This window comes from Haloferax elongans ATCC BAA-1513 (assembly GCF_000336755.1).
Taxonomy (GTDB): domain Archaea; phylum Halobacteriota; class Halobacteria; order Halobacteriales; family Haloferacaceae; genus Haloferax; species Haloferax elongans.
The window spans coordinates 333,907-356,302 of record NZ_AOLK01000011.1; the positions used below are offsets into that span (position 1 = coordinate 333,907).

Consider the following 22,396-nt stretch of genomic DNA (forward strand, 5'->3'; position numbering starts at 1 on the left):
CGAATCAGGGAGTAAGCAATAAGTATAGTACTTACGTAGTAATCGATGAATGGCGCTATCAGTGAACGTCACCATCTCGATGCCACCGGAGATGGTGCGGAAAATCGACGAACAGAGCAAGAACCTCGGAATGAGTCGTGCCGAGTACGTACGGCATCTCATTCAGCAGGCTCCAGACTCTCCGTTCGAAGACCCAGACGTGCGACTCAACCAGAGTCCACGTGTTGACGCGTAGAAGGGGGGATTGGATGCCTAGGAAACGTCCTGTCTCCCCATTTCTGGGGACCCTCTCCGAAGTACGTAAAATTGCCGCTCAGGAGGTGTACGAGTGACTGACCTCGAACCACTCTCCCCCGAGGAGGGTGTCGAGCGATTCCTTGCATTCCGCGAGCCGAGCGTCCGCAAGTCTACGATGCAGAACGCGAAGACGCGACTCGGGCACTTCCTCGACTGGTGCGAAACCGCTGGCATCGACAACTTGAACGACCTCACCGGACGGAAGCTCAACGACTTCGTCCGGTGGCGGCAGGGCGATATCGCACCCATCACCCTCCAGAAACAGATTAGCAGTGTTCGGATGGCCCTCGATTTCTGGGCCGATATCGACGCCGTCGAACCCGGCCTGCGTGAGAAGATTCACGCGCCCGAACTCCCCGACGGGTCCGAGGCGCGAGACATTCACCTCGAAGCGGACGCTGCCGAGGCGATTCTGGAATACTTGGACCGCTACCACTACGCCAGCCGGAAGCACGCCGTCATGGCGCTCATCTGGCGTACTGGGATGCGCCGCAGCACTGTTCGGGCGCTCGATGTCGGCGACCTCCACGAAGACGAACACGCGATTCAGGTCGTCCACCGCCCCGAGTCCGAGACGCCGTTGAAGAACGGCGAGAAGGGTGAACGATGGGTGTACATCGGCCCCGATTGGATGCGTGTTCTTCAGGAGTACGTTCGGGAGAACCGCACCCCGGCCACCGACGATTACGGTCGTCATCCCCTCATCACGACCAGTTGGGGTCGCGCCACTGGCGACACCATCTACCAGATTGTCAACGAGGCCACGCAGCCGTGCGAGTACGGACTGCCGTGCCCACACGACCGTGACCCGTCGGACTGCGAAGCCCGAGAGAAACGCCAGTACGCGAGCAAGTGCCCGTCCTCGAAGTCGCCGCACGCGATTCGTCGCGGACACATCACGCACTACCTCTCACAGGATGTCCAGCCGGAGATTATTTCCGAGCGTTCGGACGTGTCGCTGGAAATCCTGTACCAACACTACGACGCACGCACCGCCCGCGAAAAGATGGAAGTTAGAAAGCAACACCTGCCATCATGACCACTATCGCTAGAACCCCGCGAGTCCATTTCCTTTCGTTCACTACGTTCACTACAGTCAATGGACTCGCTTGCCCCCGCTCGCGCTGCTCGCGGGGACCCCGCGAGTCCAGCAGTGGTTCTGTGACCTAACACGTTGAGTCGTAACTCCGCACGGAGTCCGTTCTCCACTGCGTAATCGTTCTCTCGCGGCCGAATCGCCGGCCACGTCTCACCCCGTATGGATGCTCATCATCCCGGTCACCATTCCGAACAGCAGCATTCCCCACGCCAACACGGCGATGGGAATTGAAAACTGAATCAGCGACGAGAAGGTGAATGCCGACACACCGCCGATGATTGCTCCCAACAGTCGGTTCTTCGACCCAGTGCCCGAAACCATCAATTTCGGTTCGGCCAACCCGACACCGATAGTGAATACGTAGACAAGGAAGATGGCCGGGTAGACCATGAAGTACGCGTCGCTGAAATAGTGGTACGTCGCCAGCGCGATACTGAACGCGACGGGGAGTGCAATCGCGTAACGGAGGGCCCTGCGCATATCTTCTGAGAACCGACCACCGGATAAAAATCCTAGTTACTTGACGAGTTGCTTGTTGCACAGTCGTTCGGAAATCGAATCCTATGGTGCAGAACGGCTATCATTCCAATAGACAACAGACACACAAAATCCGATGAAACTACGCATTTGATTCATATTCGACACTAGATAGTCACAATTGTTCTAAATGAACCGGAGTTAGAGGGGAACCACTATAGGGGCCAACTCAGTACAGCAGGTAGTATGGCCGGCACGATTCGGGTCTTACACGTCGACGACGACCCTGACTTCACGGAACTCACTGCGACGTTTCTCGAACGCGAGAACGACAGACTGAGCGTGACATCGGCCACCGATACGCGCGAGGGGATGCGCCGACTCGACGAGTATCACGTCGACTGTATCGTCAGTGACTACGACATGCCCGGCCAGACCGGCATCGATTTCCTTGACTCAGTTCGCGAGGAGTACACAGAACTGCCGTTTATCCTGTTCACCGGGAAGGGGTCCGAAGAAGTCGCTGCCGATGCGATTTCGGCTGGTGCGACCGACTACATCCAAAAGGAGGTCGGGACCGGACAGTACACCGTACTCGCCAACCGAATCACGAACAGCGTCGAACAGCATCGAGCGCGCCGCCACTCCGAGCGCGCCAACCGCCGTCGTCGCCAGACACTCACTCGAATCACAGACGGGTTCGTGGAGATGGACGCCGACCTCACGGTGACAGACGTCAACGAACAGACGGTGGAACTGACGGGTCTCTCTCGCGAGCAACTCCTCGGAATTAACTACCGAGCGGATATCGCTGCAGATGACGACAACCCGTCTATCGAGGGATACGAGCAGGTCATCGAGTCTGGCGAACCGCAGACGGTCGAAGCGCTCTCGGATATCAACGAGGGACGGTGGATCGAAGAGCGCATCTTCCCCTCCGGGGACCGAGATGGTGTCTACGTCTACTTTCAGGACATCACCGAGCGCAAGGAGCGCGAACGGAAACTTCAGACGCAAACGAGGAAGCTACAGGGCATTCTCGACAGTGTACAGGCGGCGCTCTGGATGCGAGACACCGAGAGTCGATTCATCCTCGCGAACCAGAACTACCGAGACTTGTTCGATATCGACAGCGACATCGACCTCGCCGGCGTCGACGTCGCGGAGTTGTTCGACCAGGAGATTGTCGACCGACTCAGAGAGACTGACCAACGTGTGCTGTCTCACGGTGAGCCAATCAAAGTCGAAGAGGAAATCGAAACGGCGTACGGAACACGCGTCTACCTCGCGAGAATCACGCCACTCTTCGACGACGACGGGGAGGTGTTTGCGACGGCCGGTGCCGCGGTCGACATCACCGAACGAAAAGAACGCGAACGGACGTTGACGGCGCTGCACACTGCGGCACAGAAGATTGAGAAGTCTGAAGACGAACAGACCGTCTACAAGACGCTCGTCGAGACTGCCGAGAACGTCCTACAGTTCGACCTCGTCGCGGTCGACGTCGAACGAGACGGCTACCTCGTACAGGAGGTCTGGCGGTTCAACACCGAGGGCGCAGGCTGCTTGGAGAAAACGTCGCTCGATTCGGACGACACGTTCGCCGCGCGAGCGTACAACCGACAGGAGACGATTACCGTCGACGACCTTCGGGAGGCGGACACCAAGACCGCGGACGACGACTACCGGTCGGCGCTGACCGTCCCAATCGGAAGGTTCGGAACGCTTCAGGCTGCCTCCAGTGAGGTCGGTGCGTTCGACGAATACGACCGGGAGTTCGCCGAACTGCTGGTCGAACACGCGCGGGTGAAACTCGACCAGTTGGCGATGGCGTCGGACTGCCGTGCGTGAGTGCGGTGTCCGGGTACCGTGGTCGACTGTCAGAGCACCCTCACAGGAGCGCGTCATCTGTTTTACTTCCACCGAATCCTTCACTTTCACTCCACCCTTGGCGGACCCTCTTTAGCCCGCCGCGCAACCGGGGTGGTATGGAAACAGGTCACGGCACTCCATCGTCGGACCCTACCGAGGTCTTCCGAGACGTGGTCTCGACCCTCCGGGAGACACGCTGCGGTGTCCACCAGCACCGCATGGCACAGGCGCTCCTCACGAAAGACGCCTCTGGGTCCCGGTTGGTCGCCCTCGTTGACGACACTGAGCGAGCGGTGTTTTTCAACCCCGCGTCGCGGACGCTCGAATCGGTCCCGTTCGACCGAGAGGGAACACACGAAGACGACGCCGAGGTACTTTCGCGTTCGTTGGGCGACCCTGCCGCGTGGGTAGAGACACACGCGGCGAGACTCGAATGGATTCACCCGCACTTTCGGTGGGCGTGTGGATTCGATGGGAGAGAATAGGGAGCGCAGAGAGTAGAGCAGAGTAGCGTAGGGAAGCGCAGAGAAGAGTAGGGAAGAAAAGAGCAGAGTAGCCTAGCGACTGCTTACCCCGCGAGCCAGCGGTACCCGTCCCGGAGAAGCGAGACAGCGCCGACGAGCGTCAGGACTCCTGCCCCGAGCACTACGCTCTCGTGGACGCCTGGAAGCGATGGCAGCGGGGTGTGTCGTCCCGCAACGAGGAGCACGACGGCGACGAGCCAGCAGACGTAGAGCCCGAGTGCGACTCGCCGAATGGTATCACGCATCTATCGTGTATCACGGGGGTGTTCGACCGTGAAGAATTATACGGTCCCACACCGCACACACCACCAGACCAATGAACGACGAAGAACTCGACGAACTTCGGTCGTCACTCACGCCGCACGAATCGAGCGGCGGCGTCACTACCTACCGGAACACCGTCGCTATCGCGTGCCCGGCCTGTGAGAAACCGTTCGACGACCTCGTCGTCTGTGAAGACGACTACAACAGTCTCGAACTGAGTATGATGCTCGACCTCTGTGTAACCCAGCACGACGGCGACGTGCTGCTTTTCACGCACAAACAGTGAGTTCTCACGCAGAATAGTACGTATCCATTCACAAACAGTACGCCAGCGCGGTGTCGCGCTCGGCGTGCGTCGGTCGGTGCTTACTCCTTCGGCGGCAGGCCGTTTTCGTCGATAACGTCGCCATCGTCGTCGACGGTGACGATACCGCGGTTGTTGACGGCGTAGGGGTCGAGACCGACTTCTTCGAGGAACTGCTTGTAGAGACGCTCTGCGGTCTCGGCGTCCTTCTGGCGGTCCGAGGCGCGGTCACAGAGTTCCACGAGGTCTTCGGGAACGTCGTTTTCGTGGACAATCCAGTGGTTGATGAGGTCCGACAGCCGGCGGATAGGCGAGGTGAAGTGCCCGTAGATGTCGAAGTTGAGCGCGTAGTGGCCACCGAAGGGGTCGTTCATGTACTTCGCGCGGGGCATGACCTTCAGGACGGCACGCTGAATCTTGTTGAGCGTGCGGGAGTTCGCGCTTTCGAGGGCGTCGTTGACGGCCTTCCGGGGTTCGTCCCACGAGGTGGACTGGATACTCACGCCGTTGAGTTCGGTAATCTCGCGGAGCGCCTTGTCCCACTGGTCGGGGGTCGGCTGCGGGTGGACTCGGTACATCGCCTCGACGCCGCGGTTCCACATCAGTTCGTGCGTGACGGCCTTGTTGGCCTTCAGCATGCACTCTTCGATGATGGTGTGCGCGCGGTCGCGACTCGGGTTGAGGACGAGCGACCCGTCTTCTTTCCGCTGTTCGTGGAGTTGGTCCGCAAGGTCGAACACCAGCGAGTTCTCCTCGTGAAGCGGGAGTTCTGGGTCGTCGAGGCGGTTCTCACACTGCGTGTAAGTGAGTCGTTCGTCGGAGTGAATGACGGACTTGTAGATGTCGATAGATTCGAACGAGAGGGTGTCCTTCTTGACTTCCATCTCGACGGTGTGCGCCAGTCGGTCCTCGTTGGGGACGAGCGAACACACGGTCTCGGCGAGGACCGGCGGGAGCATGTGGATGGTGTAGGCGGGCATGTAGACGGTGTTGCCGCGCTTGACGGCCTCGGCCCACATCTCCGATTCGGGGTGGACGTAGTGGGTCACGTCGGCGATGTGGACCCACAGCGTGTACGTCTCCTCGTTCTCGCGGATGCTCAGGGCGTCGTCGAAGTCCTGGGCGTCGATTGGGTCTGTCGTCCACGTCGTCAGGTCCCGAAGGTCCTGCCGGTGTTCTAGTTCCTCTTCTATCTCTTCGTCGACGCCTTCAGTCCGCGCGCGCGCCTCGGAGAGAACTTCAGGGGGGAACGCATCTCGAATCTCGAACTCCTCGAACAACTCCTCGCGCTTGTTCTGGAGGTGTCGCGCGAGTTCGGCGTCGATTTCGACCGGTCCTTGCCCTTCGGCGGTACCGGCGTACGCCTGCGAGTCGTCTGACATGGCACCGTCTAAACGGGGCAGGGAGAAATGCGTGTCGGGCGCGGTGGGACAGCAACGTCTCGACACCACCGGTGGGTTCGGCGTCGCGACCGACTACCGTTCGCGCTCTTCGGCGGATTCGTACTGGGCTTTGACGGCGTCGTAGTACCGATACAGGAACTCCTCGTTGGAGACACCGTGTTCTTCGATATCGACGAGCAGTGCTTCGAGACCAGCGCGTGGCTGGTGACAGAGGTTCCGGTAACAGGATTTACAGAGGTGCTCGAACCGTTTTCCGTGTCGTTCCCAACGGTTCCCCTCTTTGTCGTACTCGCGCGCCGCCGACCGAAGGACCGAATCGCCGCACGCAATGCATACGACAGTCTTCCGGTCCCGGCTGCTCCGGGAGCGCCACATACTCATTTGGTGGAGACACCGCTACTTATCAGTTGTTCCGCCCGTCTGACGAGCGTGTGACGAAGCGCGTGCTATCGACGGCCGGACCATCTGCTGTCGGTGTTCGGACCGTCTGCTGTGCTGAACGCGGAGCGGTCGATTTATCGGCACCCAGCGTCCACCACCGGATATGAAAGTCAAGTCTCGCCACCACCTCCGGAGCGACGAAATCTCGGAACTGCGGGAGTCTATCGAAACCAACCTCGGCGTCGACGTCGACGGCGACGCATTCGAGGGTGTCGAACTGGCCGACTCCGAGTACGACATCGTCCTCGTCGACGGCGAACCGATGGTCGTCTACATCGACGACGAGCCGTTCTTGACCGTCACGGGCGCAAACGAGTTCCAGCCGACGAAGCACGTCGTCACCGTCGACGCCGGTGCCGTCTCGTTCGTCTCCAGCGGCGCAGACGTGATGCGCCCCGGTATCACTGAAGCCGACGAATCCATCTCCGCGGGCGACCTCGTCGCCATCGCCGAAGAGACCCACGGGAAGGTCCTCGCTATTGGTCGCGCGCTCGAAGACGGGGACGACCTCGTCGGCGACTCCGGGAAGGTCGTCGAGTCCATCCACCACGTCGGCGACGACCTGTTCGAATTCAGCGTCTGAGGCCGTCCTCACGGCTCGGTCCCTTCCCAGCAGTCGTCAAAACCAGCCGACGCCACTGGATAGTGGGATTATCCGGACAGTTTTCGAGGGATGAACTCTCGGAATATGGACATACGTCTGACGTAAGAACTAACCTCGTCGTCCCGGTGTACATCCTATGGGCATCATGAGCAAAATTCTCGGTGGCGGGGACTCCCGTTCGACCGAGGACTACGTCGAACTCGACCTCGACGATTTCGATACCGCCCGCGGCGAGGCCGACATTTCGGTCCACATCGCGGAAATCGGTAGCCAGCAGGACGTCATCGCCATCAAAGACGCCGTCTACGACGGTGACCTCGTCATCGCCGACATCACCCGGCACACGACCTCGGACAACACGATGGAACACATCATCGACGACCTCCGACAGGTTGCCGACGAAGTCGACGGTGACATCGTCCAGAAGGGCGACGACCAACTCATCATCACGCCGACCGGCGTGAAGATTGCGCGAAGCAAACTCAACAGTCCGTAACACGCGGTTTTTCTGCGGGAGACTCCCGCACTCTCGTCTCCACTCGCGTCCACTGTTCGTCGAGCCGTCAGCCTCGACACCGTGGTTACTGTCCCCGAACAGCAGGTTTTCGCGTCCCGGAATCCGGGTCGACCCGAACAGCAGGGTCGCGTAATCCGGGTCGCAATGACTCCGAAAGTTGCGGCTCAGATGACTCGAACCGATGCCTATTCGGTCCCCACGTCCGTAGGAATCTTCGAATGAGCAAGGACTACATCGAGGTTCGTGGTGCCGAAGAGCACAACCTCAAGGACCTCGACGTCCGCATCCCCCGCGAGACGTTCACCGTCGTCACCGGCCTGTCGGGGTCGGGGAAATCCTCCCTCGCGTTCGACACTGTCTACGCCGAGGGACAACGCCGCTACATCGAGTCGCTGTCGGCGTACGCCCGCAACTTCCTCGGCCAGATGGACAAGCCGAAAGTCGAGGCCGTCGAGGGACTGTCGCCTGCTATCTCTATCGACCAGAAGAACGGGGCAAACAACCCCCGCTCGACCGTCGGGACCGTCACCGAACTGCACGACTACCTTCGTCTCCTCTACGCCCGGGTCGGCACGCAGTACGACCCCATCACGGGCGAGGAAGTCGGCGAACAGTCCGCACAGGACATGGTCGAACAGATTCTCGAACTCCCCGAGGGGACGCGCGCGAAGGTCGCCGCGCCGGTCGTCCGCGACCAGAAAGGCGAGTTCAAGGACCTCTTTTCGGACCTCGTCAGCGAGGGCTACGCTCGCGTCGAAGTCGACGGCGAGGAGTTCGACCTCTCGTTCGAGACGCCCGAACTCGACAAGAACTACGACCACACCATCGACGTTATCGTCGACCGCGTGAAGGTCGCCCCCGAGTCGCGGTCGCGCATCGCCGACTCCGTCGAGACGGCGCTCGACGAGGCCGACGGCGTCCTGAAACTCATCGTTCCCGACCCGCCGGAAGACCCGCCATTCGCGTCGAACACGCGTTCGACCGGGTCGCTCGCGGGCGACGGCGACGACCGACTCGTCGTGGAGTTCTCCGAAGAACTCGGCAACCCGAACTCGTCGTTCCGCTTCTCGGAAATCGAGACGCGGTCGTTCTCGTTCAACAGTCCACACGGCGCGTGTCCCGAGTGTGAGGGCCTCGGCGAGGCCAAAGAGGTCGACCCAGACCTCGTCGTCACCGACCCGTCGAAGCCCCTCAAGCACGTCTTCGAGCCGTGGAGCTACAATCGGACGTACTACCAGCGCCAACTCGACAACGTCGCCGACCACTTCGGCGTCAGCGTTGACACGCCGTTCGAAGAGTTAGACGACGAGATTCAGGACGCGTTCCTCTTCGGAACCACCGAAGACGTGGTGTTCGAGTGGACGACGAAAAACGGCACCCGTCACAAGGAACACCCCTTCGAGGGCGTCGTCGGCAACCTCGAACGGCGACACGTCGAGACCGATTCCGACCGCACGCGCGACCACATCGAGGAGTACATGGCCGTCACGACCTGCCCCGACTGCAACGGGTCGCGCCTCAAAGAGCAGTCGCGGCACGTCCGCGTCGGCGGCACGACGCTCCCCGAGGTCAACCGCCTGAGCATCGCCGACGCGCTGGAGCACTTCGAAGGCCTCGAAACCGACCTCTCCGAGCGCGAGCGCACCATTGCACAGGAGATTCTCAAGGAAATTCGCGCCCGCCTCGGCTTCATGACGGAAGTCGGACTCGACTACCTCACGCTGGACCGCGAGGCTGCGACCCTCTCCGGTGGTGAGTCCCAGCGCATTCGTCTCGCCACACAGGTCGGGTCCGGTCTCGTGGGCGTCCTCTACGTCCTTGACGAGCCCTCGATTGGTCTGCACCAGCGCGACAACGACAAACTGCTGAACACGCTCGAAGGCCTCCGCGACCTCGGAAACACGCTCATCGTCGTCGAACACGACGAGGAGACGATGCGCCGGGCCGACGAGATTATCGACATGGGCCCCGGCCCGGGCAAGCGCGGCGGCCAAATCGTCGCCCAAGGCGACTTCGACGATATCGTCGCGGCCGACAACTCCATCACCGCAGACTACCTCGCCGGGCGCAAGGACATTGACGTGCCCGACACCCGCCGCGAGGGCGACGGCGAACTCGTGATTCGCGGCGCGCGCCAGCACAACCTGAAGGACCTCGACGTGCCCATCCCACTCGGCACGTTTACGGCCATCACCGGCGTCTCCGGGTCCGGCAAGTCCACCGTGATGCACGAGATTCTCTACAAGGGACTCGCGCGGACGATGAACGACAACACCTCTGTCGACCCCGGGGAACACGACGCCATCGAGGGCTACGACGAAATCGAGACGGTCCGTCTCATCGACCAGTCGCCCATCGGTCGCACGCCGCGGTCGAACCCCGCCACCTACACCGGCGTCTTCGACTACGTGCGCGAACTCTTCGCCGAGACGAAACTGTCCAAACAGCGCGGCTACGAGAAGGGTCGGTTCTCCTTCAACGTCAAAGGCGGGCGCTGTGAGGCCTGTAAGGGACAGGGCAACGTCAAAATCGAGATGAACTTCCTCTCGGACGTGTACGTGCCCTGCGAGGAGTGTCACGGCAAGCGCTACAACGCCGAGACGCTCGACGTGACGTACAAGGACAAGACCATCGCCGAAGTCCTCCAGATGGAAGTCGACGAAGCCCTGGAGTTCTTCGAGGCGAACTCGCAGATTCGCCGCCGACTCCAACTGCTCCACGACGTCGGTCTCGGCTACATGCAACTCGGCCAGCCCTCGACGACGCTCTCCGGCGGCGAGGCCCAGCGCGTCAAACTCGCCGAAGAACTCGGCAAGAAACAGACCGGCGACACGCTCTACCTGCTGGACGAACCGACGACGGGACTCCACAAGGAAGACGAGCGCAAACTTATCGACGTGCTCCAGCGCCTCGTGGACAACGGCAACACCGTCCTCGTGGTCGAACACGAACTCGACCTCGTGAAGAACGCCGACCACATCATCGACCTCGGTCCCGAGGGCGGTGAACACGGTGGCACCATCGTCACCAGCGGGACGCCCGAGGAAGTCGCCGAGAACGCCGACTCTCATACGGGTCGGTACCTCCGCGACTACCTCCCGGACGTGGACGAAGAGGGACCGCGTTCGGACCGCCGCAAACCGGCGAAAGTTCCGAACGACGACTGAGACCGCTGCCGACCTGCGTCCGATTTCGTTTTACCCTCGCCGACCTGCGTCTGATTACCACCTACCGCCGCCGATACCACCAGTAGCCCGCCCCACCCAATGCCAACACGACGACTACGGCGGGGAGAATGGGGAACGTCGTCTCGGACTCGACAACCTCGACTGGCACTTGCTGCGTCCCTGTCGCGAGTTGCCGACCGGCGTCGTCTTCGTAGCTCACGTCGACGCCGACGACTTGCGTCTTGGCGACCGCCTCGCCGTCAACTTCGAGGTCGAAGACGACGAGCGTCGTCTCACCCGGGTCCAGTCGGGGAATGAACGACACGGCGTCTTCGCTCGATAGCGGAGCCTCGGTGACGAGTCGGACTGTCACGTCGGTCTGCGGCGTGTCCTCGGTGTTCGTCACTTCGAGAACGAGTCGCCCAGTCGAATCGACTTCGAACGTCGCGTTTCGCGGTTCGACGGTGACAGCGGGGTTCTGTACGGTTACAGGCGCGAGCACGTCAGTCTGGTCGGTCGCGCGCATCTCGTCACCCGGTGGTCGGTATCCGATGGTGAGAGGAAGCCGTCGAGAGCCGGGGGCAGTTCCCGCCGCCAACCCGATGGCATATTCGAACTCAGTCGACTCGCCGGGTCCGAGCGTTCCGATGGCGACTTCGACGTCTGTCGGCGTTATCGACGGGTCGTCCGAAGCAAGTCGAAGGACCACGTCCTGTGCGTCGGTTCCACCGACGTTTTCGATAGTTCCGGTGACGCGCCCGACACCGCCAGCGCGCAGTGTACTGTCGGTCACGGTGACCCGGAACGCTGGCCCTTCTCCGGGGTCGAACCCGGCGACGAGCGTCTCAGTCTTGCGTTCACCGGTCGGGTTGCGGAACGAGAGCGCCACGTCCAGTGAGTAAGGTCTGTCGAGCGCGTCGTCCGCAACTCGCGTTCGGAACTGGACTGCGCGCGTCTCGCCGGGTTCCCACCCGCCGACGTACGCCTCTGCCCGGGGCGCGCCCGCGCCGAACGTTATCTCCGAATCGGGCGATTCGACGCCGACTGTCGTCCCGGACGCGGTCGCATCACCCACGTTTTCGAGTTCGAGCGTGACCGTTCCGGTGTCACCGACAGCGACCGCGGCATCGACGTCGACGACTTCGAATGTGGCACCACGTGTCGGTCGGACGCCAGCGACAAGTCGGCGCGAGGTTCGTTCCTGTCCGTCTTCGTCGCGATAGGAGACCGTCAAGCCGACCGAGTAGTTGCGCACGAGGGCGTCGTCGCTGACGCGGGTTCTGAACTCGACGCGTCGCGTCTCCCCTGACTCCCAGTCGCCGACGAAGTTCTCGGCACTGGTCGCCCCGTCGCCGAACGTGACTTCGGTATCGGACGACGTGACAGTCACCGTCGCGTCGTCGGCATCGACCGGCCCGACGTTCGTGAGGTCGAACGCGACGGTCCCGGTGTCGCCGACGGAGACCGCGGTCGTGACGTTCTCCACGTTGAAGGCGGGGCGACGCTCCACGACGACTTCGAGCGTCCGCGTAATCGTTCGGCGTCGGTGAGTCGTGCGAACTGACTCGCCGTCGATTCTGACCGTCGACGTGTAGTCGTAGCTGAACTCGACGGGGACCTCGTATCTTCCGGGGTCGGCGTTCTCAGAGACGCGGAGTCGGAGCGAGACGGGTTCTGAGACGCCTTCGGGCACGGTTCCGACCGGAACCTCACCGCTGGCGACCGTTATCGGCCCCTTGGACTCGGCTTCGAGCGTCAACGCACGTGCTGTCTGGACGAGGGCTTCGTACTCTTCCGGGCCGTCGTCGGTGACGGTACCCGAGTTGACGACGAACACCTCGACGACGGTCTCACTCCCGGCGACCAGTCGGTTCTCGGGGGCGACGATAGAGAGGTCGGGACTGCCAGCGACGCGTGTCGCCGCGGCGGCGCTCCCAGTCGCTCCCGCGAGGACGGACGTGACGAGAAGCACCGCGAAGAGTGCGGCGCTCAGATGGCGAGGGTGTCGAAGCATTGTGGGCACCGACCGGCGGGGCAGCATCCTCACTCGGTCGATTCAATTACGACCCGGATAATATTAATTCGACCTCCAAGTCTCACGAGGCGGAAACGTCGCGCAAGAGATAGGTTCGAAGAGGCCCTACCTCGTACCATGCCGTCCCCCGCAATCGAAATCGAGGGGTTGACCAAGTTCTACGGGGACGTTCGCGGCGTCGAGGACCTCGATTTGACGGTTCCGCGGGGGAAGCTGTTCGGTTTTCTCGGACCCAACGGGGCCGGCAAGTCGACGGCGATTCGTCTCATTCTCGGCTTTCTCAATCCGTCCGCAGGAACGGCCCGCGTACTCGGTGCTCCCATCGACGACAAGGCGGCCTTCCTCGACGTTCGCCAGCACGTCGGCCACATTCCCAGCGACCCGCAGTTTTACGACGAGGTCACTGGGCGGAAGACGCTCGATTACTTCGCGAGCCTCTCGGGTGACGAACGCCGCGAGGAACTGCTCGAACGCTTCTCGGTGCCGCTCGACAGGCCGGTTCGTGCCTACTCGCGTGGGAACCGGCAGAAACTCGCCATCGTACAGGCGTTTATGCACGACCCCAAGTTGGTCGTGATGGACGAACCGACCTCGGGACTCGACCCGCTCGTTCAACAGGAGTTCTACGAGTTCCTCAGCCAAGAGCGCGACCGGGGGGTCTCGGTCTTCTTCTCGACGCACATCCTCAGCGAGGTCCGGCAAGTCTGTGACCGCGTCGCCATCATCCGCGAGGGTCGTCTCGTCGCGGTCGAGGACATCGACGACCTGCTGGACCGAAGCGGGAAAGTCGTCACGTTCAGCTCTCCCGACGAAATCTCGCTCGCGGACTTCGCGTTCGACGAGACTATCGACGCCCGCATCGAGCCCGATGGGTCGCTTCGACTCGTCATCTCGGGGAACTACGACGCGCTCGTGGACGCCCTCGAAAACTACCGCGTCGAAGACCTCGAAGTCCGCGAGACGGCCATCGAAGACGTGTTCATGCACTTCTACGACGCGGGTCCCGAAGGGGAGGCGCGACAGGACAACGAGGGGGAGACGGAGACACAACAAGAGACAGTGACGGACGGGGAACCAGCCACCGATACAGGAGTCAGCCCCGACGCCGGACCAACGAACGGTGAGGTGAGGGACCCGACCGACGACAAAGCAGGTGGGCGGAAATGATAGACGAACTCGACATCGCGCTGTTCGAGTTCAATCAGCGACGGCGCGGCATCCTCATTGTCAGTGTCCTTCTCGTCGCCACAGTAGGTCTCACCATCGCCGTGTTTCCTTCCTTCGGCGAGGCAGACGTCGACTTCGCCGAACTGTTGGAGTCGTACCCCGAGGAGTTCCAGACGGCGTTCGTCGGCAGCGTCTCGGACCTCTCGTCACTGGATGGCTACCTCGTCGTCGAACTGTACCAACTCGTCTGGCTGCTCATCGTCGGGAGTTACTTCGCCTACGCCGCGGGCTCGCTCGTCGCCGGCGAGGTCGACCGCAACTCCGCCGAACTCGTCCTCGTGCGACCCATCTCCCGGACGCGATTCGTCCTCGGAAAGTTCCTCGCGATGCTCCCCGCGGTCATCATCGTCGACCTTCTCGTCCTCGCTGCGGTCGTCGTCGGTGCCGGACTCATCGACGAAGAGCTTCGCCTCTCGCGACTCCTCTTGGTCCACGCCGTCGGCGGGCTCTACCTCATCGACTGCGTTGCCATCGGTCTCCTTGCCTCGACGGTTTTCAAACGCGTCCGCCGAGCGCAGGGCGCGGCTATCGGCGTCGTCTTCGGGACCTTCCTCCTCGACTCGCTGACAACCGACACCGACTACGAGTTTCTCGGAAATCTCTCGCTGACTCGGTACATCGACCCCGGCGAACTCCTCGTCCTCGGCAACGTCGACTGGGGCGGTGTCGCTGTCCTCGTGGCTGTCGCGTGCGCCGTTGTCGTCCTCGCGGCCGAGGTGTTCGAGCGCCGCGACCTCTCCTGAACGGGACCCTCGAACGTCCCTTTCTTTTCGGCCCGGACTTTTGCCGATTCGACTCGTAGCCCATGTATGCGACTTTACGCGGCAGCAGACGGTTCGGTCCTGTCGGTCTCAGGCCCACCGGGTTCGCCCACGGTGCGTCGCCGACTCGAAGACCGCACGCTCGAATGTGTCGCCGCCGACTCCCGCGCGCCAGACCGAGCCTTCTGCGGGACGTTCGACCGCGGACTCTTTCGGACGACCGACGGCGGTGAGACGTGGCACCCAGTCGGCAGAGACACCGTTGCCGAGTCGGTGACGAGCCTCGCCATTTCGCCTGACGACCCCGGCGTCGTCTACGCCGGGACCGAGCCGTCGGCAGTGTTTCGGTCGAGAGATGGCGGTGAGACGTGGTCCGAGTTGCCGCCGCTTACCGGTCTCCCCTCGACTTCCACATGGGCGTTTCCCCCACGGCCGCACACGCACCACGCCCGGTGGATAGAAATCGACCCCTGTGACCCACAGCGTCTTTTCGTCGCTGTCGAAGCTGGCGCACTCGTCACCTCGCCAGATGGCGGTGAGTCGTGGGTCGACCGCGTCCCGTCGTCCAAACGCGACGTGCACTCGATGGCGACACACCGGGACAGACCGGGTCGCATCTGGGCCGCTGCGGGCGACGGCTACGCCGAGAGCGACGACGGCGGCGAGACGTGGGAGACGCCCACAGATGGGCTTCGGCACAACTACTGCTGGAATGTCGCCGTCGATCCGTCTGCCCCCGAGTCTGTGCTTGTCACGTCCGCCCGCGGCCCTCGGCAAGCGCACTCGACGAGTTCGGCCGAGGCGTACCTGTACCGACGGCGTGGGTCGGAGCCGTGGACCCGACTCGACGACACCGGGCTGCCGACGGGCGAGGGGGCGACGCGAGCAGTCTTGGCGACGGGGGCCGCGGGCGGCGAGTGCTACGCCGCAAACGACCACGGCATCTTCCGAACGACCGATTTCGGAGACTCGTGGACGCAGCTCGACGTTCCGTGGCGCGAGTCGAGACAGACCGCATCGGGGCTCGCAGTCGCCGACTGAAGCTCCCGGCGCGTTCTGAAGGCCGCTGGCACCGTCTGACACCGCACTCCAACCCCGCGACCGAACCGAGAAGTTTCTTGCCGCGTCGGTTCGACGACCGACTATGTACGATTTCGCCGTCGTCGGCGTTGGTCCCGCCGGCGCGCGGTTCGCCCGCCGTGCCACCGAGTCGGGGTACGACGTGCTCGCGCTGGAGAAAGGCGAAGTAGGGACGCCCCTCGCGTGCTCGGGCCACGTCAGCACCGACATCTGGGACTACGTGCCCGACGATGCACGCGACCATCTCTTCCAGAACCGTATCTACGGCGCTGACTTCCACGTCGGCGGCCCGAACTCGAAGGCCTACCCGTTCTACAAGCAGAGTGAGGTCTCGAACGTCATCGACCGCGTCGAACTCGACCGGACGCTCGCAGAGTGCGCCCGCGAGGCCGGTGCGGACGTTCGCGAGGGTCACACCGTCACCGGCATCGAGGAACTCGACGACCGGGTTCGACTCACTGCGAGCGTCGCGGGCGAGGCTGGGACCGTCCAGTTCGAAGCGAAGATGGTCGCCGGATGCGACGGTCCGACCTCGCGCGTCCGTCGCTCGCTCGACCTGCCCGAACCGACCGAGACGCTCCACGGCGTCCTCGCGTTCGACCCAGACCCAGACGACGGGGACTTCGTGGACGTTCACCTCACTGTCCCGCGATTCTTCGCGTGGCGCATCCCGCGCGGTGACGCAGGCGTCGAGTACGGACTGGCGGCCCCGCCGGGCGCGGAAGTCACCGAGATGTTCGACGCGCTCACGAACACCTACGACGTGGAGACCGAGCACTTCTGCTCGGGTGCGATTCCCATCGGGCCGCCGGAGCAGACGACGACTGACCGCGCATTCCTCATCGGTGACGCGGCCGCCCAAACGAAGCCCTTCACCGGCGGCGGCATCCTCTATGGGATGACGTCGGCGGACCACGCCGCCGACGCCATCGACCCTGACGACCCGGCTACACTCGCCGACTACGAGGAAGCGTGGCGCGAGACGCTTTCGACCGAAATCCGCCTCGGCCACCTCGTTCGAAAGTGCTACTCGTTCCCCGAGTGGCTCCAGCACGTCGGCTTGCGCACGCTCTCGGGCGAAATCGGCGTCCACATGGACAAGCCGAGTTCCTTTTTCTCCAGAGAGCACCTGAAGAAGTTGTTCTGAGACGGGGCTCTGCGCTCCAGCAGAACCTTGTTCTTGCGTGTCGAGACACGAACATGCCCTTGTCTGCGTCTCAAGAGACCGTTCTTGAGGAACTCGTAGAGACGCTGTCCGACAGTGCAACGTGGTGCGTCATCGGAAGTACCGACTCCGTGCTGAGGGGCCTCGACGATGACCCATCCGATATCGATATCCTCGCCACGGAAGCGGCAGCGAAGGAGTTCCGAGACTGGTTCTCGGACGGATTCACCGACACTCGTGAAGTCGGCCAATCCCAAATCGACACGTATGTGGTCCACGGTGAGGAGGTCGAAGTGATATTCTGTCACCGAGAGAAGAGCCACCAGACTCCCCTCATCGACCTCGAACGCATCGAAGTTGTGCAGACCGAGAACTCAGGGGTTCCGCTTCTTCCACTCGAACACCTCGTCACAGTCTACGAGCAGATAGGGAAACAGGAGACTGTGGTACGCTTACAATCCGAACTCGGTGTCTCTGTGCGGTAACTGAGGGATGCCGCGGCGGAGACTACTGGTGACTACTCCGAATACGTCGGAATCCGAAGCGACCGAGCGCCGCCTTCGACGAACGGGAGTGTCTCGCGGGTCGCCGCCACGCGCTCGCCATCGACCTCCACCGCCAACTCGTCGGTGTCGAGGTCGTACTCGACGAGTGCGAAGCCGATTGGCTCCTCACGCATCGGGCTCTCGACGGCGCGAGTCACTTCGCCGACGCTGTCGTCTCCGGCGAACACCTCGGCACCGGACTCCGGAAGGTCGTCGGCGCTGAAGCCGACGAGACGGCGCGACGGCCGACCGCGGTTTTCGACTTTCGAGACGACTTCTTGGCCGACGAAACAGCCCTTGTCGAAGTCGATGGCGTTGCGGACGCCGACGACGTTCGGGACGCGCCCGCGCAGTTCCGTCTCAAAGCGCGGCGTTCCGGCCTCGGCGGTGAGCGTGTCCCACGTCTGGTAGCCGAGGGGAACTGCCGGGTTGCCGTAGTGCAGGAGCGCCTCGAACACGTCTTCTGCGTCCTTCGCGCGGCAGATGATGCTGTAGCCCTCTTCGCCGGTCGGGTTGTCGGCGGCGACGACAGTCACACCCAACTCACCGCCGATAGACCCGCGAACGAACGTGAGTTCGGGTTCGGGCGCGCCCGCGTTTGCGAGGACGCTTGCGACCTTCTCTGTCGCCATCGCGCCGTGGACGCCGAAGATGCCGAACTCGTCGGAAGCGTCGCGGATGCGGACGCGCTGGAGGAAGGTCTTCGAGCGCCATTCCTCGACGAGGGGTTCGGCGCGGTCCGGCGGAGTAAACAGAAGCAGGCGCTCGCCGGCGTTGTAGATGTACATGTCCGTCTCGATGCGGCCGTCGGGGTCCAAGAGCAGCGCGTAGGCACCCTCGCCGTCTTCGGTCGGGACGGCGTTCGTGACGGCGTTGTCGACGTACTCGATTCGGTCCTCACCTTCGACGACGACGACGCCGTAGCCGTGTTCGATGACGCCGACGCCGTTTCGGACTGCGCGGTGCGTCCGTTCGGGGCGGCCGTAGTGGCTGACCACGTCGACACCACCGCGTGTTTCGAACGTCGCACCGTGGGACTCGTGAATCGAAGCGACGAGTGTCATTACTCCCCGTTTGGCGTCAGCGGGTAAAACAGTCCCACTCTGCGGCAGGGTAGTCGCGGCCGAGTGATAGGCTGGTCGCGGTCGGGTGATAGGGTAGTCCCAGTCGGATAGTGGTCACCCAGACGGCCGCGTGAGGCGACGCGCCCGAGACAATCAGAGACCCAATCGGTCGCGCACGCGGTCGAACAACGATGCATCGGCTTCGACGCTCTCTCCGGGGTCGGGGACAACGCGGTCGTCAGGGTAGATGCGTACACCCTGGTGGTCTTCTTCCACCACGATGAGGCTCTCCGACTTCAGCGAAGACAGCGCGTCTTCGATGGTGTCGATGTCGGAGTCGACGGCGGCACGGAGTTCGAACACCGTCATCCCATCTTCGTGGCGGTCGACGAGCGCGTCGAGCACCGCGACTTCGATGTCGCGGCGGTTCCGAAACTCCCGCCTCGCTCTCATAGTCGGTACATCGCCCGCATGAGGTTTACTTGTACCGCCCGTCTGACGGGCGTCCGACGAACAGGAGGTACCTTTTTGTTCCAGAACCCCCGAATGCTCGCGTAATGGGACTTACTTGCCGTCTTCTCGGGCATTCCTACGGGGAACCCGAGACGGAACGGGAGCGCGAGGAACGAGGCGACGAGGTGGTCGTCTCGATTCGGGAGGTACAGGTGTGCTCGCGCTGCGGTCACGAACAGGTCATCAGTGAGAACAAGGAAGTAACCGCGATTCGGACGCCCGAGGAGGTGGGAATGACGGAAGCCGAGGTCGAGACGGCCGCGGCAGGGTTCGAACCGGCCGACCCCGAACCGAGTCCTGCCCCCGACGAGTCGCCAATCGAGACTGCGCCCGACCCGGAGACGGAGGCGCAGGCCGATGTGAGCGCTGAAACGCCCTCCGAGCCAGCACAGACGCCCGCGTCGACGCCGGACGAGGCTGCGGCGTCGGCACCGGAGCAGACTCAGGCCCCGGACCAGACGGGCGACGAGAGCGCCGAGCAATTGGACGAACCGCCGGTCACTGACGACGCAATCATCCTCGACGACGATGACGACGAGTCGGGACGCGACCGGACGCAGTGGCCCGACGAGGTGGACGAGATGGACACCGAAGACCCCGTCCCGGAGACGCCGCCCGACGACGACGACGCGGAGTTCATCGACGCCGACGCGGCCGCCGAGGCATCTTCCGACCCTGCATCCGACACGGGCCGACGTGACGCCGATGCGACCGGCCAGACGCAGACTCGCGAACACGGTGCGTGGCCCGAACAGCAGGGCGAAGACACCGGTTGGGACGCACAGCCCGACGACGGCGAGCCAATGTCGGTCTCCTTCGGCGGCGGCCTGCGCCCCGAGGCAAACGGGGCTGTCGACTCCGACTCGAACGACGAGTACATCGAGGCTGCGGACGACGAGTTCGTGCGCGCCGACGACCCGAACCTCGGCACCGAGACGCCCGACGAGGCAGTCGAGTACTACTGTCCGAACTGCGGCCACTCCCGCGGTGCCTCCGCGTCGTCGATGCGCGCGGGCGACATCTGCCCCGAGTGCCGAAAAGGATATATCGCCGAGCGACAGGCCTGACCCCCGTCACGCCGTCGCAGGCTTCGTAGAGTCACGAAACAGGTAAACCACCGGCTATCGAAAGAGCGCCCATGAAGGAATACAAGATGCGTCGTGGGGAGACGCTCGAAGAGCGGGTCCCGGACATGGAAGCGACTGTCGAGGACTACTTCGGCCCCATCACCGAGACCGAGGAGTACAAAGGAAGCGACCTCTACGTCGTCGGCGAACCGAAGAATCCCGTCTTCCAGCGCGTCGTCGTCGGCGCGGTGAAGTACAGCGGGAAGAAAGACCGCCTCGCGGTCAACTTCGAAGAGGCCGACCCGACCGAACTCGGCCCGGACGACCTCGAAGCCGCCGGTGAGGCCGTCAGCGCAAAGAACGACTTCCTTCTCGAAGCGACGGGCCGCGACGCCAAATCGCGCCGCGACTCCATGAAGCGCGCCGTCGAAGACGACGCGCCGGACTACTGATACGTCGGCTGCGACTCGATTTCTCTCACCAATCACGTCCAGAGCGACAGCGCCCGCGATGTGCGCGCGCCGACCCACGTCAGAGTCGTTCGGGTAACCACCCGCCGTCGACTTCGATGTTCTCGCCGCTCACGTAGTCCGACGCGGGATGCAGGAAGAACAGCATTGCCTGTGCGATATCGTCGGTCGACGCCCACCGACCGCGGGGGGCCTCGTCCGGGAATTTGTCCGAGTTCTCGACGACGTACGGCGAGACGGCGTTCACGGTGATGCCGTCGTCCGTGGTGTCGGCAGCGAGCATTCGCGTGAACATCAGAACGCCCGTCTTGGCGACGAAGTACGGGAAGTTGACGGGGTAGACGAGCGCTTTCTCGCTGCCGGCGTAGCCGACGTTGACGATGCGGCCGAACCCGGCGTCGCGCATGGGGCCGAGCGCGCGCTTCGAACAGAGATACGTCCCGTAGAAGTTCGTCTCGACGACCGTCTGCCACGTCTCGAAGTCGATGTCTTCCCAGTGTTGCGGTGCGAACGCGCCGACGTTGTTGACGAGCGCAGTAACCGGACCAAGGTCGGCCTCGACCGCGTCGAAGAGCGCGTCCACGTCATCGGGGTCGGTCACGTCGCCGGAGACGGTCGTCGCGTCGGATGCACCGCGTTCGAGCGCCTCTTCCATCGTCGCCGTCGCCTCCGCCTCGCTCGTGTTGTAATGCACTGCCACCGACGCGCCCGCGTCGGCGGTCGCGAGGAGGAGGTCGCGACCGACACCCTTCGCACTGCCTGTCACCAACACCACGTGGTCCGAGAGGTCGACCGAGAGCATACGTCGATGTCGGTGTCGGGAACCAAAGACACACCGACCGAACCGACAAATATCTGGACCGAAGTAAGATACATAGTGCTAACAAACGTCATACTAGCGACGAGCGACTGCGACACCGACAGTCGCAAAATTCTTACTTCGGAACTGAGTAAATTCTCCGCCACGGTTAAGTAGGCCGAGAGCGAACCGACTGGTATGGCTATCGAAACTATCTTACTCGCCGTCGGTGCCGGAGACACCGACCGACTCGACCGACTCGCAGAGGAGACAATCGACGTCGCCGGTCCGACCGGCGCGACCGTGGTCATCGGCCACGTCTTCACGAAAAGCGAGTACAACGACGCACTGGACAACCTCGACTTCGACGTAACGGCCGAAGAGGTATCCGGCGACGACGTCGCCCGCCGACACGCGACCGTCCGAGACATCGTTAAGAAACTCGAAGAGGCGGACGTCGACTATATCGTCCGAGGGGCTGTCGGCGACTACGCCGACGAACTCGTCGCCCTCGCAAAGGACATCGACGCCGACCGCCTTCTCGTCGGTGGTCGGAAGCGCTCTCCCGCTGGAAAGGCCGTCTTCGGAAGCCTCGCACAGGAAGTCATGCTCGAATCTCCGTGCCCAGTGACGTTCGTCCGCGCAGATACCAAGTAAGTTCCACTGGTATTCGTCGTTTCTGTCATTTCTGCGATACGCAC

General features: G+C 62.8%; 24 protein-coding genes. 16 read left to right on the top strand and 8 right to left on the bottom strand.

Annotation, left to right across the window (positions count from 1 at the left end; all coding sequences use genetic code 11):
• Positions 1-49 precede the first annotated feature (49 nt).
• Positions 50-235, top strand: coding sequence for a ribbon-helix-helix domain-containing protein (locus C453_RS04040; RefSeq protein WP_049907494.1), 186 nt, complete (start codon positions 50-52; stop codon positions 233-235).
• Positions 236-328: 93 nt separating this feature from the next.
• Complete coding sequence (locus C453_RS04045; RefSeq protein ID WP_008322902.1) at positions 329-1,336, top strand: tyrosine-type recombinase/integrase; 1,008 nt, start codon at positions 329-331, stop codon at positions 1,334-1,336.
• 210 nt (positions 1,337-1,546) lie between these two features.
• Here the strand turns inward: C453_RS04045 and C453_RS04050 are convergent, their stop codons facing one another.
• Entirely contained in the window at positions 1,547-1,876 is a 330-nt protein-coding gene (locus tag C453_RS04050) for a hypothetical protein (protein ID WP_008322903.1), read from the bottom strand.
• A 243-nt stretch (positions 1,877-2,119) separates the two neighbouring features.
• Here C453_RS04050 and C453_RS04055 point away from each other — a divergent pair, with 243 nt between their 5' ends.
• Both C453_RS04055 and C453_RS04060 read left to right on the top strand, forming a co-directional pair.
• The gene (locus C453_RS04055; protein ID WP_008322904.1) at positions 2,120-3,724 is read left to right on the top strand and encodes a PAS domain-containing protein; all 1,605 of its coding nucleotides are present in this window, start codon (positions 2,120-2,122) and stop codon (positions 3,722-3,724) included.
• A gap of 137 nt (positions 3,725-3,861) precedes the next feature.
• Positions 3,862-4,230 (top strand): hypothetical protein, encoded by a 369-nt coding sequence (locus tag C453_RS04060; RefSeq protein ID WP_008322905.1) that lies wholly within the window; start codon positions 3,862-3,864, stop codon positions 4,228-4,230.
• An 83-nt stretch (positions 4,231-4,313) separates the two neighbouring features.
• Here C453_RS04060 and C453_RS04065 read toward each other — a convergent pair whose 3' ends face one another.
• The gene (locus tag C453_RS04065) at positions 4,314-4,514 is read right to left on the bottom strand and encodes a hypothetical protein (protein ID WP_008322906.1); all 201 of its coding nucleotides are present in this window, start codon (positions 4,512-4,514) and stop codon (positions 4,314-4,316) included.
• 71 nt (positions 4,515-4,585) lie between these two features.
• On the opposite strand from C453_RS04065, the gene C453_RS04070 reads away from it, so the two are divergent.
• Complete coding sequence (locus C453_RS04070) at positions 4,586-4,819, top strand: DUF7385 family protein (protein WP_007544545.1); 234 nt, start codon at positions 4,586-4,588, stop codon at positions 4,817-4,819.
• Between the two features lie 80 nt (positions 4,820-4,899).
• On the opposite strand, the gene C453_RS04075 is transcribed toward C453_RS04070, so the two are convergent.
• Together C453_RS04075 and C453_RS04080 are read right to left on the bottom strand one after the other, a co-directional pair.
• The gene (locus tag C453_RS04075) at positions 4,900-6,219 is read right to left on the bottom strand and encodes a ribonuclease catalytic domain-containing protein (protein ID WP_008322907.1); all 1,320 of its coding nucleotides are present in this window, start codon (positions 6,217-6,219) and stop codon (positions 4,900-4,902) included.
• Between the two features lie 93 nt (positions 6,220-6,312).
• Complete coding sequence (locus tag C453_RS04080; RefSeq protein ID WP_007544549.1) at positions 6,313-6,615, bottom strand: DUF7562 family protein; 303 nt, start codon at positions 6,613-6,615, stop codon at positions 6,313-6,315.
• A gap of 169 nt (positions 6,616-6,784) precedes the next feature.
• Between C453_RS04080 and C453_RS04085 the strand changes: the two genes are divergently transcribed.
• The 3 genes from C453_RS04085 to uvrA all read left to right on the top strand — a co-directional run bounded on the left by C453_RS04085 (position 6,785) and on the right by uvrA (position 10,969).
• Positions 6,785-7,264, top strand: coding sequence for an RNA-binding protein (locus C453_RS04085; protein WP_008322912.1), 480 nt, complete (start codon positions 6,785-6,787; stop codon positions 7,262-7,264).
• 157 nt (positions 7,265-7,421) lie between these two features.
• On the top strand, positions 7,422-7,781 hold the full coding sequence (locus C453_RS04090) for a cell division protein SepF (protein ID WP_007544553.1): 360 nt from the start codon (positions 7,422-7,424) through the stop codon (positions 7,779-7,781).
• Between the two features lie 239 nt (positions 7,782-8,020).
• Positions 8,021-10,969, top strand: a complete 2,949-nt coding sequence (uvrA, locus tag C453_RS04095) for an excinuclease ABC subunit UvrA (RefSeq protein WP_008322913.1) — start codon at positions 8,021-8,023, stop codon at positions 10,967-10,969.
• Positions 10,970-11,030: 61 nt separating this feature from the next.
• Here uvrA and C453_RS04100 read toward each other — a convergent pair whose 3' ends face one another.
• Positions 11,031-12,983, bottom strand: coding sequence for a COG1361 S-layer family protein (locus tag C453_RS04100; RefSeq protein ID WP_008322914.1), 1,953 nt, complete (start codon positions 12,981-12,983; stop codon positions 11,031-11,033).
• Between the two features lie 138 nt (positions 12,984-13,121).
• Between C453_RS04100 and C453_RS04105 the strand changes: the two genes are divergently transcribed.
• The 5 genes from C453_RS04105 (at position 13,122) to C453_RS04125 (ending at position 17,722) form a co-directional block, all read left to right on the top strand.
• The gene (locus C453_RS04105; protein ID WP_008322915.1) at positions 13,122-14,171 is read left to right on the top strand and encodes an ABC transporter ATP-binding protein; all 1,050 of its coding nucleotides are present in this window, start codon (positions 13,122-13,124) and stop codon (positions 14,169-14,171) included.
• The gene (locus C453_RS04110) at positions 14,171-14,974 is read left to right on the top strand and encodes an ABC transporter permease (protein ID WP_049907526.1); all 804 of its coding nucleotides are present in this window, start codon (positions 14,171-14,173) and stop codon (positions 14,972-14,974) included. The genes C453_RS04105 and C453_RS04110 overlap by 1 nt, the downstream gene beginning before the upstream one ends.
• 66 nt (positions 14,975-15,040) lie before the next feature.
• Positions 15,041-16,033, top strand: a complete 993-nt coding sequence (locus C453_RS04115; RefSeq protein ID WP_008322917.1) for a WD40/YVTN/BNR-like repeat-containing protein — start codon at positions 15,041-15,043, stop codon at positions 16,031-16,033.
• A 103-nt stretch (positions 16,034-16,136) separates the two neighbouring features.
• Positions 16,137-17,219, top strand: a complete 1,083-nt coding sequence (locus C453_RS04120; protein WP_008322918.1) for a geranylgeranyl reductase family protein — start codon at positions 16,137-16,139, stop codon at positions 17,217-17,219.
• A 53-nt stretch (positions 17,220-17,272) separates the two neighbouring features.
• On the top strand, positions 17,273-17,722 hold the full coding sequence (locus C453_RS04125; RefSeq protein ID WP_008322919.1) for a nucleotidyltransferase family protein: 450 nt from the start codon (positions 17,273-17,275) through the stop codon (positions 17,720-17,722).
• Between the two features lie 32 nt (positions 17,723-17,754).
• Here the strand turns inward: C453_RS04125 and ygfZ are convergent, their stop codons facing one another.
• Entirely contained in the window at positions 17,755-18,846 is a 1,092-nt protein-coding gene (gene ygfZ / locus C453_RS04130) for a CAF17-like 4Fe-4S cluster assembly/insertion protein YgfZ (RefSeq protein WP_008322920.1), read from the bottom strand.
• Positions 18,847-18,999: 153 nt separating this feature from the next.
• Positions 19,000-19,299, bottom strand: a complete 300-nt coding sequence (locus C453_RS04135) for a DUF6432 family protein (protein WP_007544562.1) — start codon at positions 19,297-19,299, stop codon at positions 19,000-19,002.
• A gap of 104 nt (positions 19,300-19,403) precedes the next feature.
• Between C453_RS04135 and C453_RS04140 the strand changes: the two genes are divergently transcribed.
• Both C453_RS04140 and C453_RS04145 read left to right on the top strand, forming a co-directional pair.
• Entirely contained in the window at positions 19,404-20,426 is a 1,023-nt protein-coding gene (locus tag C453_RS04140; RefSeq protein ID WP_008322921.1) for a DUF7093 family protein, read from the top strand.
• Positions 20,427-20,497: 71 nt separating this feature from the next.
• Positions 20,498-20,878: a DUF5611 family protein gene (locus C453_RS04145; protein ID WP_007544566.1), complete on the top strand. Its 381-nt coding sequence runs from the start codon at positions 20,498-20,500 to the stop codon at positions 20,876-20,878.
• 79 nt (positions 20,879-20,957) lie between these two features.
• On the opposite strand, the gene C453_RS04150 is transcribed toward C453_RS04145, so the two are convergent.
• Positions 20,958-21,698 carry an SDR family NAD(P)-dependent oxidoreductase gene (locus C453_RS04150; RefSeq protein ID WP_008322922.1) on the bottom strand — a complete coding sequence of 247 codons (741 nt, stop codon included), beginning with the start codon at positions 21,696-21,698 and terminating at the stop codon, positions 20,958-20,960.
• A gap of 195 nt (positions 21,699-21,893) precedes the next feature.
• On the opposite strand from C453_RS04150, the gene C453_RS04155 reads away from it, so the two are divergent.
• Positions 21,894-22,352 carry a universal stress protein gene (locus tag C453_RS04155; protein ID WP_008322923.1) on the top strand — a complete coding sequence of 153 codons (459 nt, stop codon included), beginning with the start codon at positions 21,894-21,896 and terminating at the stop codon, positions 22,350-22,352.
• Positions 22,353-22,396 lie beyond the last annotated feature (44 nt).

Bases quoted from the DNA above. Each gene is read 5' to 3' on its own strand.
- C453_RS04040 (WP_049907494.1), top strand. From the start codon at position 50: ATGGCGCTATCAGTGAACGTCACCATCTCGATGCCACCGGAGATGGTG.
- C453_RS04050 (WP_008322903.1), bottom strand. From the start codon at position 1,876: ATGCGCAGGGCCCTCCGTTACGCGATTGCACTCCCCGTCGCGTTCAGT.
- C453_RS04055 (WP_008322904.1), top strand. From the start codon at position 2,120: ATGGCCGGCACGATTCGGGTCTTACACGTCGACGACGACCCTGACTTC.
- C453_RS04060 (WP_008322905.1), top strand. From the start codon at position 3,862: ATGGAAACAGGTCACGGCACTCCATCGTCGGACCCTACCGAGGTCTTC.
- C453_RS04065 (WP_008322906.1), bottom strand. From the start codon at position 4,514: ATGCGTGATACCATTCGGCGAGTCGCACTCGGGCTCTACGTCTGCTGG.
- C453_RS04070 (WP_007544545.1), top strand. From the start codon at position 4,586: ATGAACGACGAAGAACTCGACGAACTTCGGTCGTCACTCACGCCGCAC.
- C453_RS04075 (WP_008322907.1), bottom strand. From the start codon at position 6,219: ATGTCAGACGACTCGCAGGCGTACGCCGGTACCGCCGAAGGGCAAGGA.
- C453_RS04080 (WP_007544549.1), bottom strand. From the start codon at position 6,615: ATGTGGCGCTCCCGGAGCAGCCGGGACCGGAAGACTGTCGTATGCATT.
- C453_RS04085 (WP_008322912.1), top strand. From the start codon at position 6,785: ATGAAAGTCAAGTCTCGCCACCACCTCCGGAGCGACGAAATCTCGGAA.
- C453_RS04090 (WP_007544553.1), top strand. From the start codon at position 7,422: ATGGGCATCATGAGCAAAATTCTCGGTGGCGGGGACTCCCGTTCGACC.
- uvrA (WP_008322913.1), top strand. From the start codon at position 8,021: ATGAGCAAGGACTACATCGAGGTTCGTGGTGCCGAAGAGCACAACCTC.
- C453_RS04100 (WP_008322914.1), bottom strand. From the start codon at position 12,983: ATGCTTCGACACCCTCGCCATCTGAGCGCCGCACTCTTCGCGGTGCTT.
- C453_RS04105 (WP_008322915.1), top strand. From the start codon at position 13,122: ATGCCGTCCCCCGCAATCGAAATCGAGGGGTTGACCAAGTTCTACGGG.
- C453_RS04115 (WP_008322917.1), top strand. From the start codon at position 15,041: ATGCGACTTTACGCGGCAGCAGACGGTTCGGTCCTGTCGGTCTCAGGC.
- C453_RS04120 (WP_008322918.1), top strand. From the start codon at position 16,137: ATGTACGATTTCGCCGTCGTCGGCGTTGGTCCCGCCGGCGCGCGGTTC.
- C453_RS04125 (WP_008322919.1), top strand. From the start codon at position 17,273: ATGCCCTTGTCTGCGTCTCAAGAGACCGTTCTTGAGGAACTCGTAGAG.
- ygfZ (WP_008322920.1), bottom strand. From the start codon at position 18,846: ATGACACTCGTCGCTTCGATTCACGAGTCCCACGGTGCGACGTTCGAA.
- C453_RS04135 (WP_007544562.1), bottom strand. From the start codon at position 19,299: ATGAGAGCGAGGCGGGAGTTTCGGAACCGCCGCGACATCGAAGTCGCG.
- C453_RS04140 (WP_008322921.1), top strand. From the start codon at position 19,404: ATGGGACTTACTTGCCGTCTTCTCGGGCATTCCTACGGGGAACCCGAG.
- C453_RS04145 (WP_007544566.1), top strand. From the start codon at position 20,498: ATGAAGGAATACAAGATGCGTCGTGGGGAGACGCTCGAAGAGCGGGTC.
- C453_RS04150 (WP_008322922.1), bottom strand. From the start codon at position 21,698: ATGCTCTCGGTCGACCTCTCGGACCACGTGGTGTTGGTGACAGGCAGT.
- C453_RS04155 (WP_008322923.1), top strand. From the start codon at position 21,894: ATGGCTATCGAAACTATCTTACTCGCCGTCGGTGCCGGAGACACCGAC.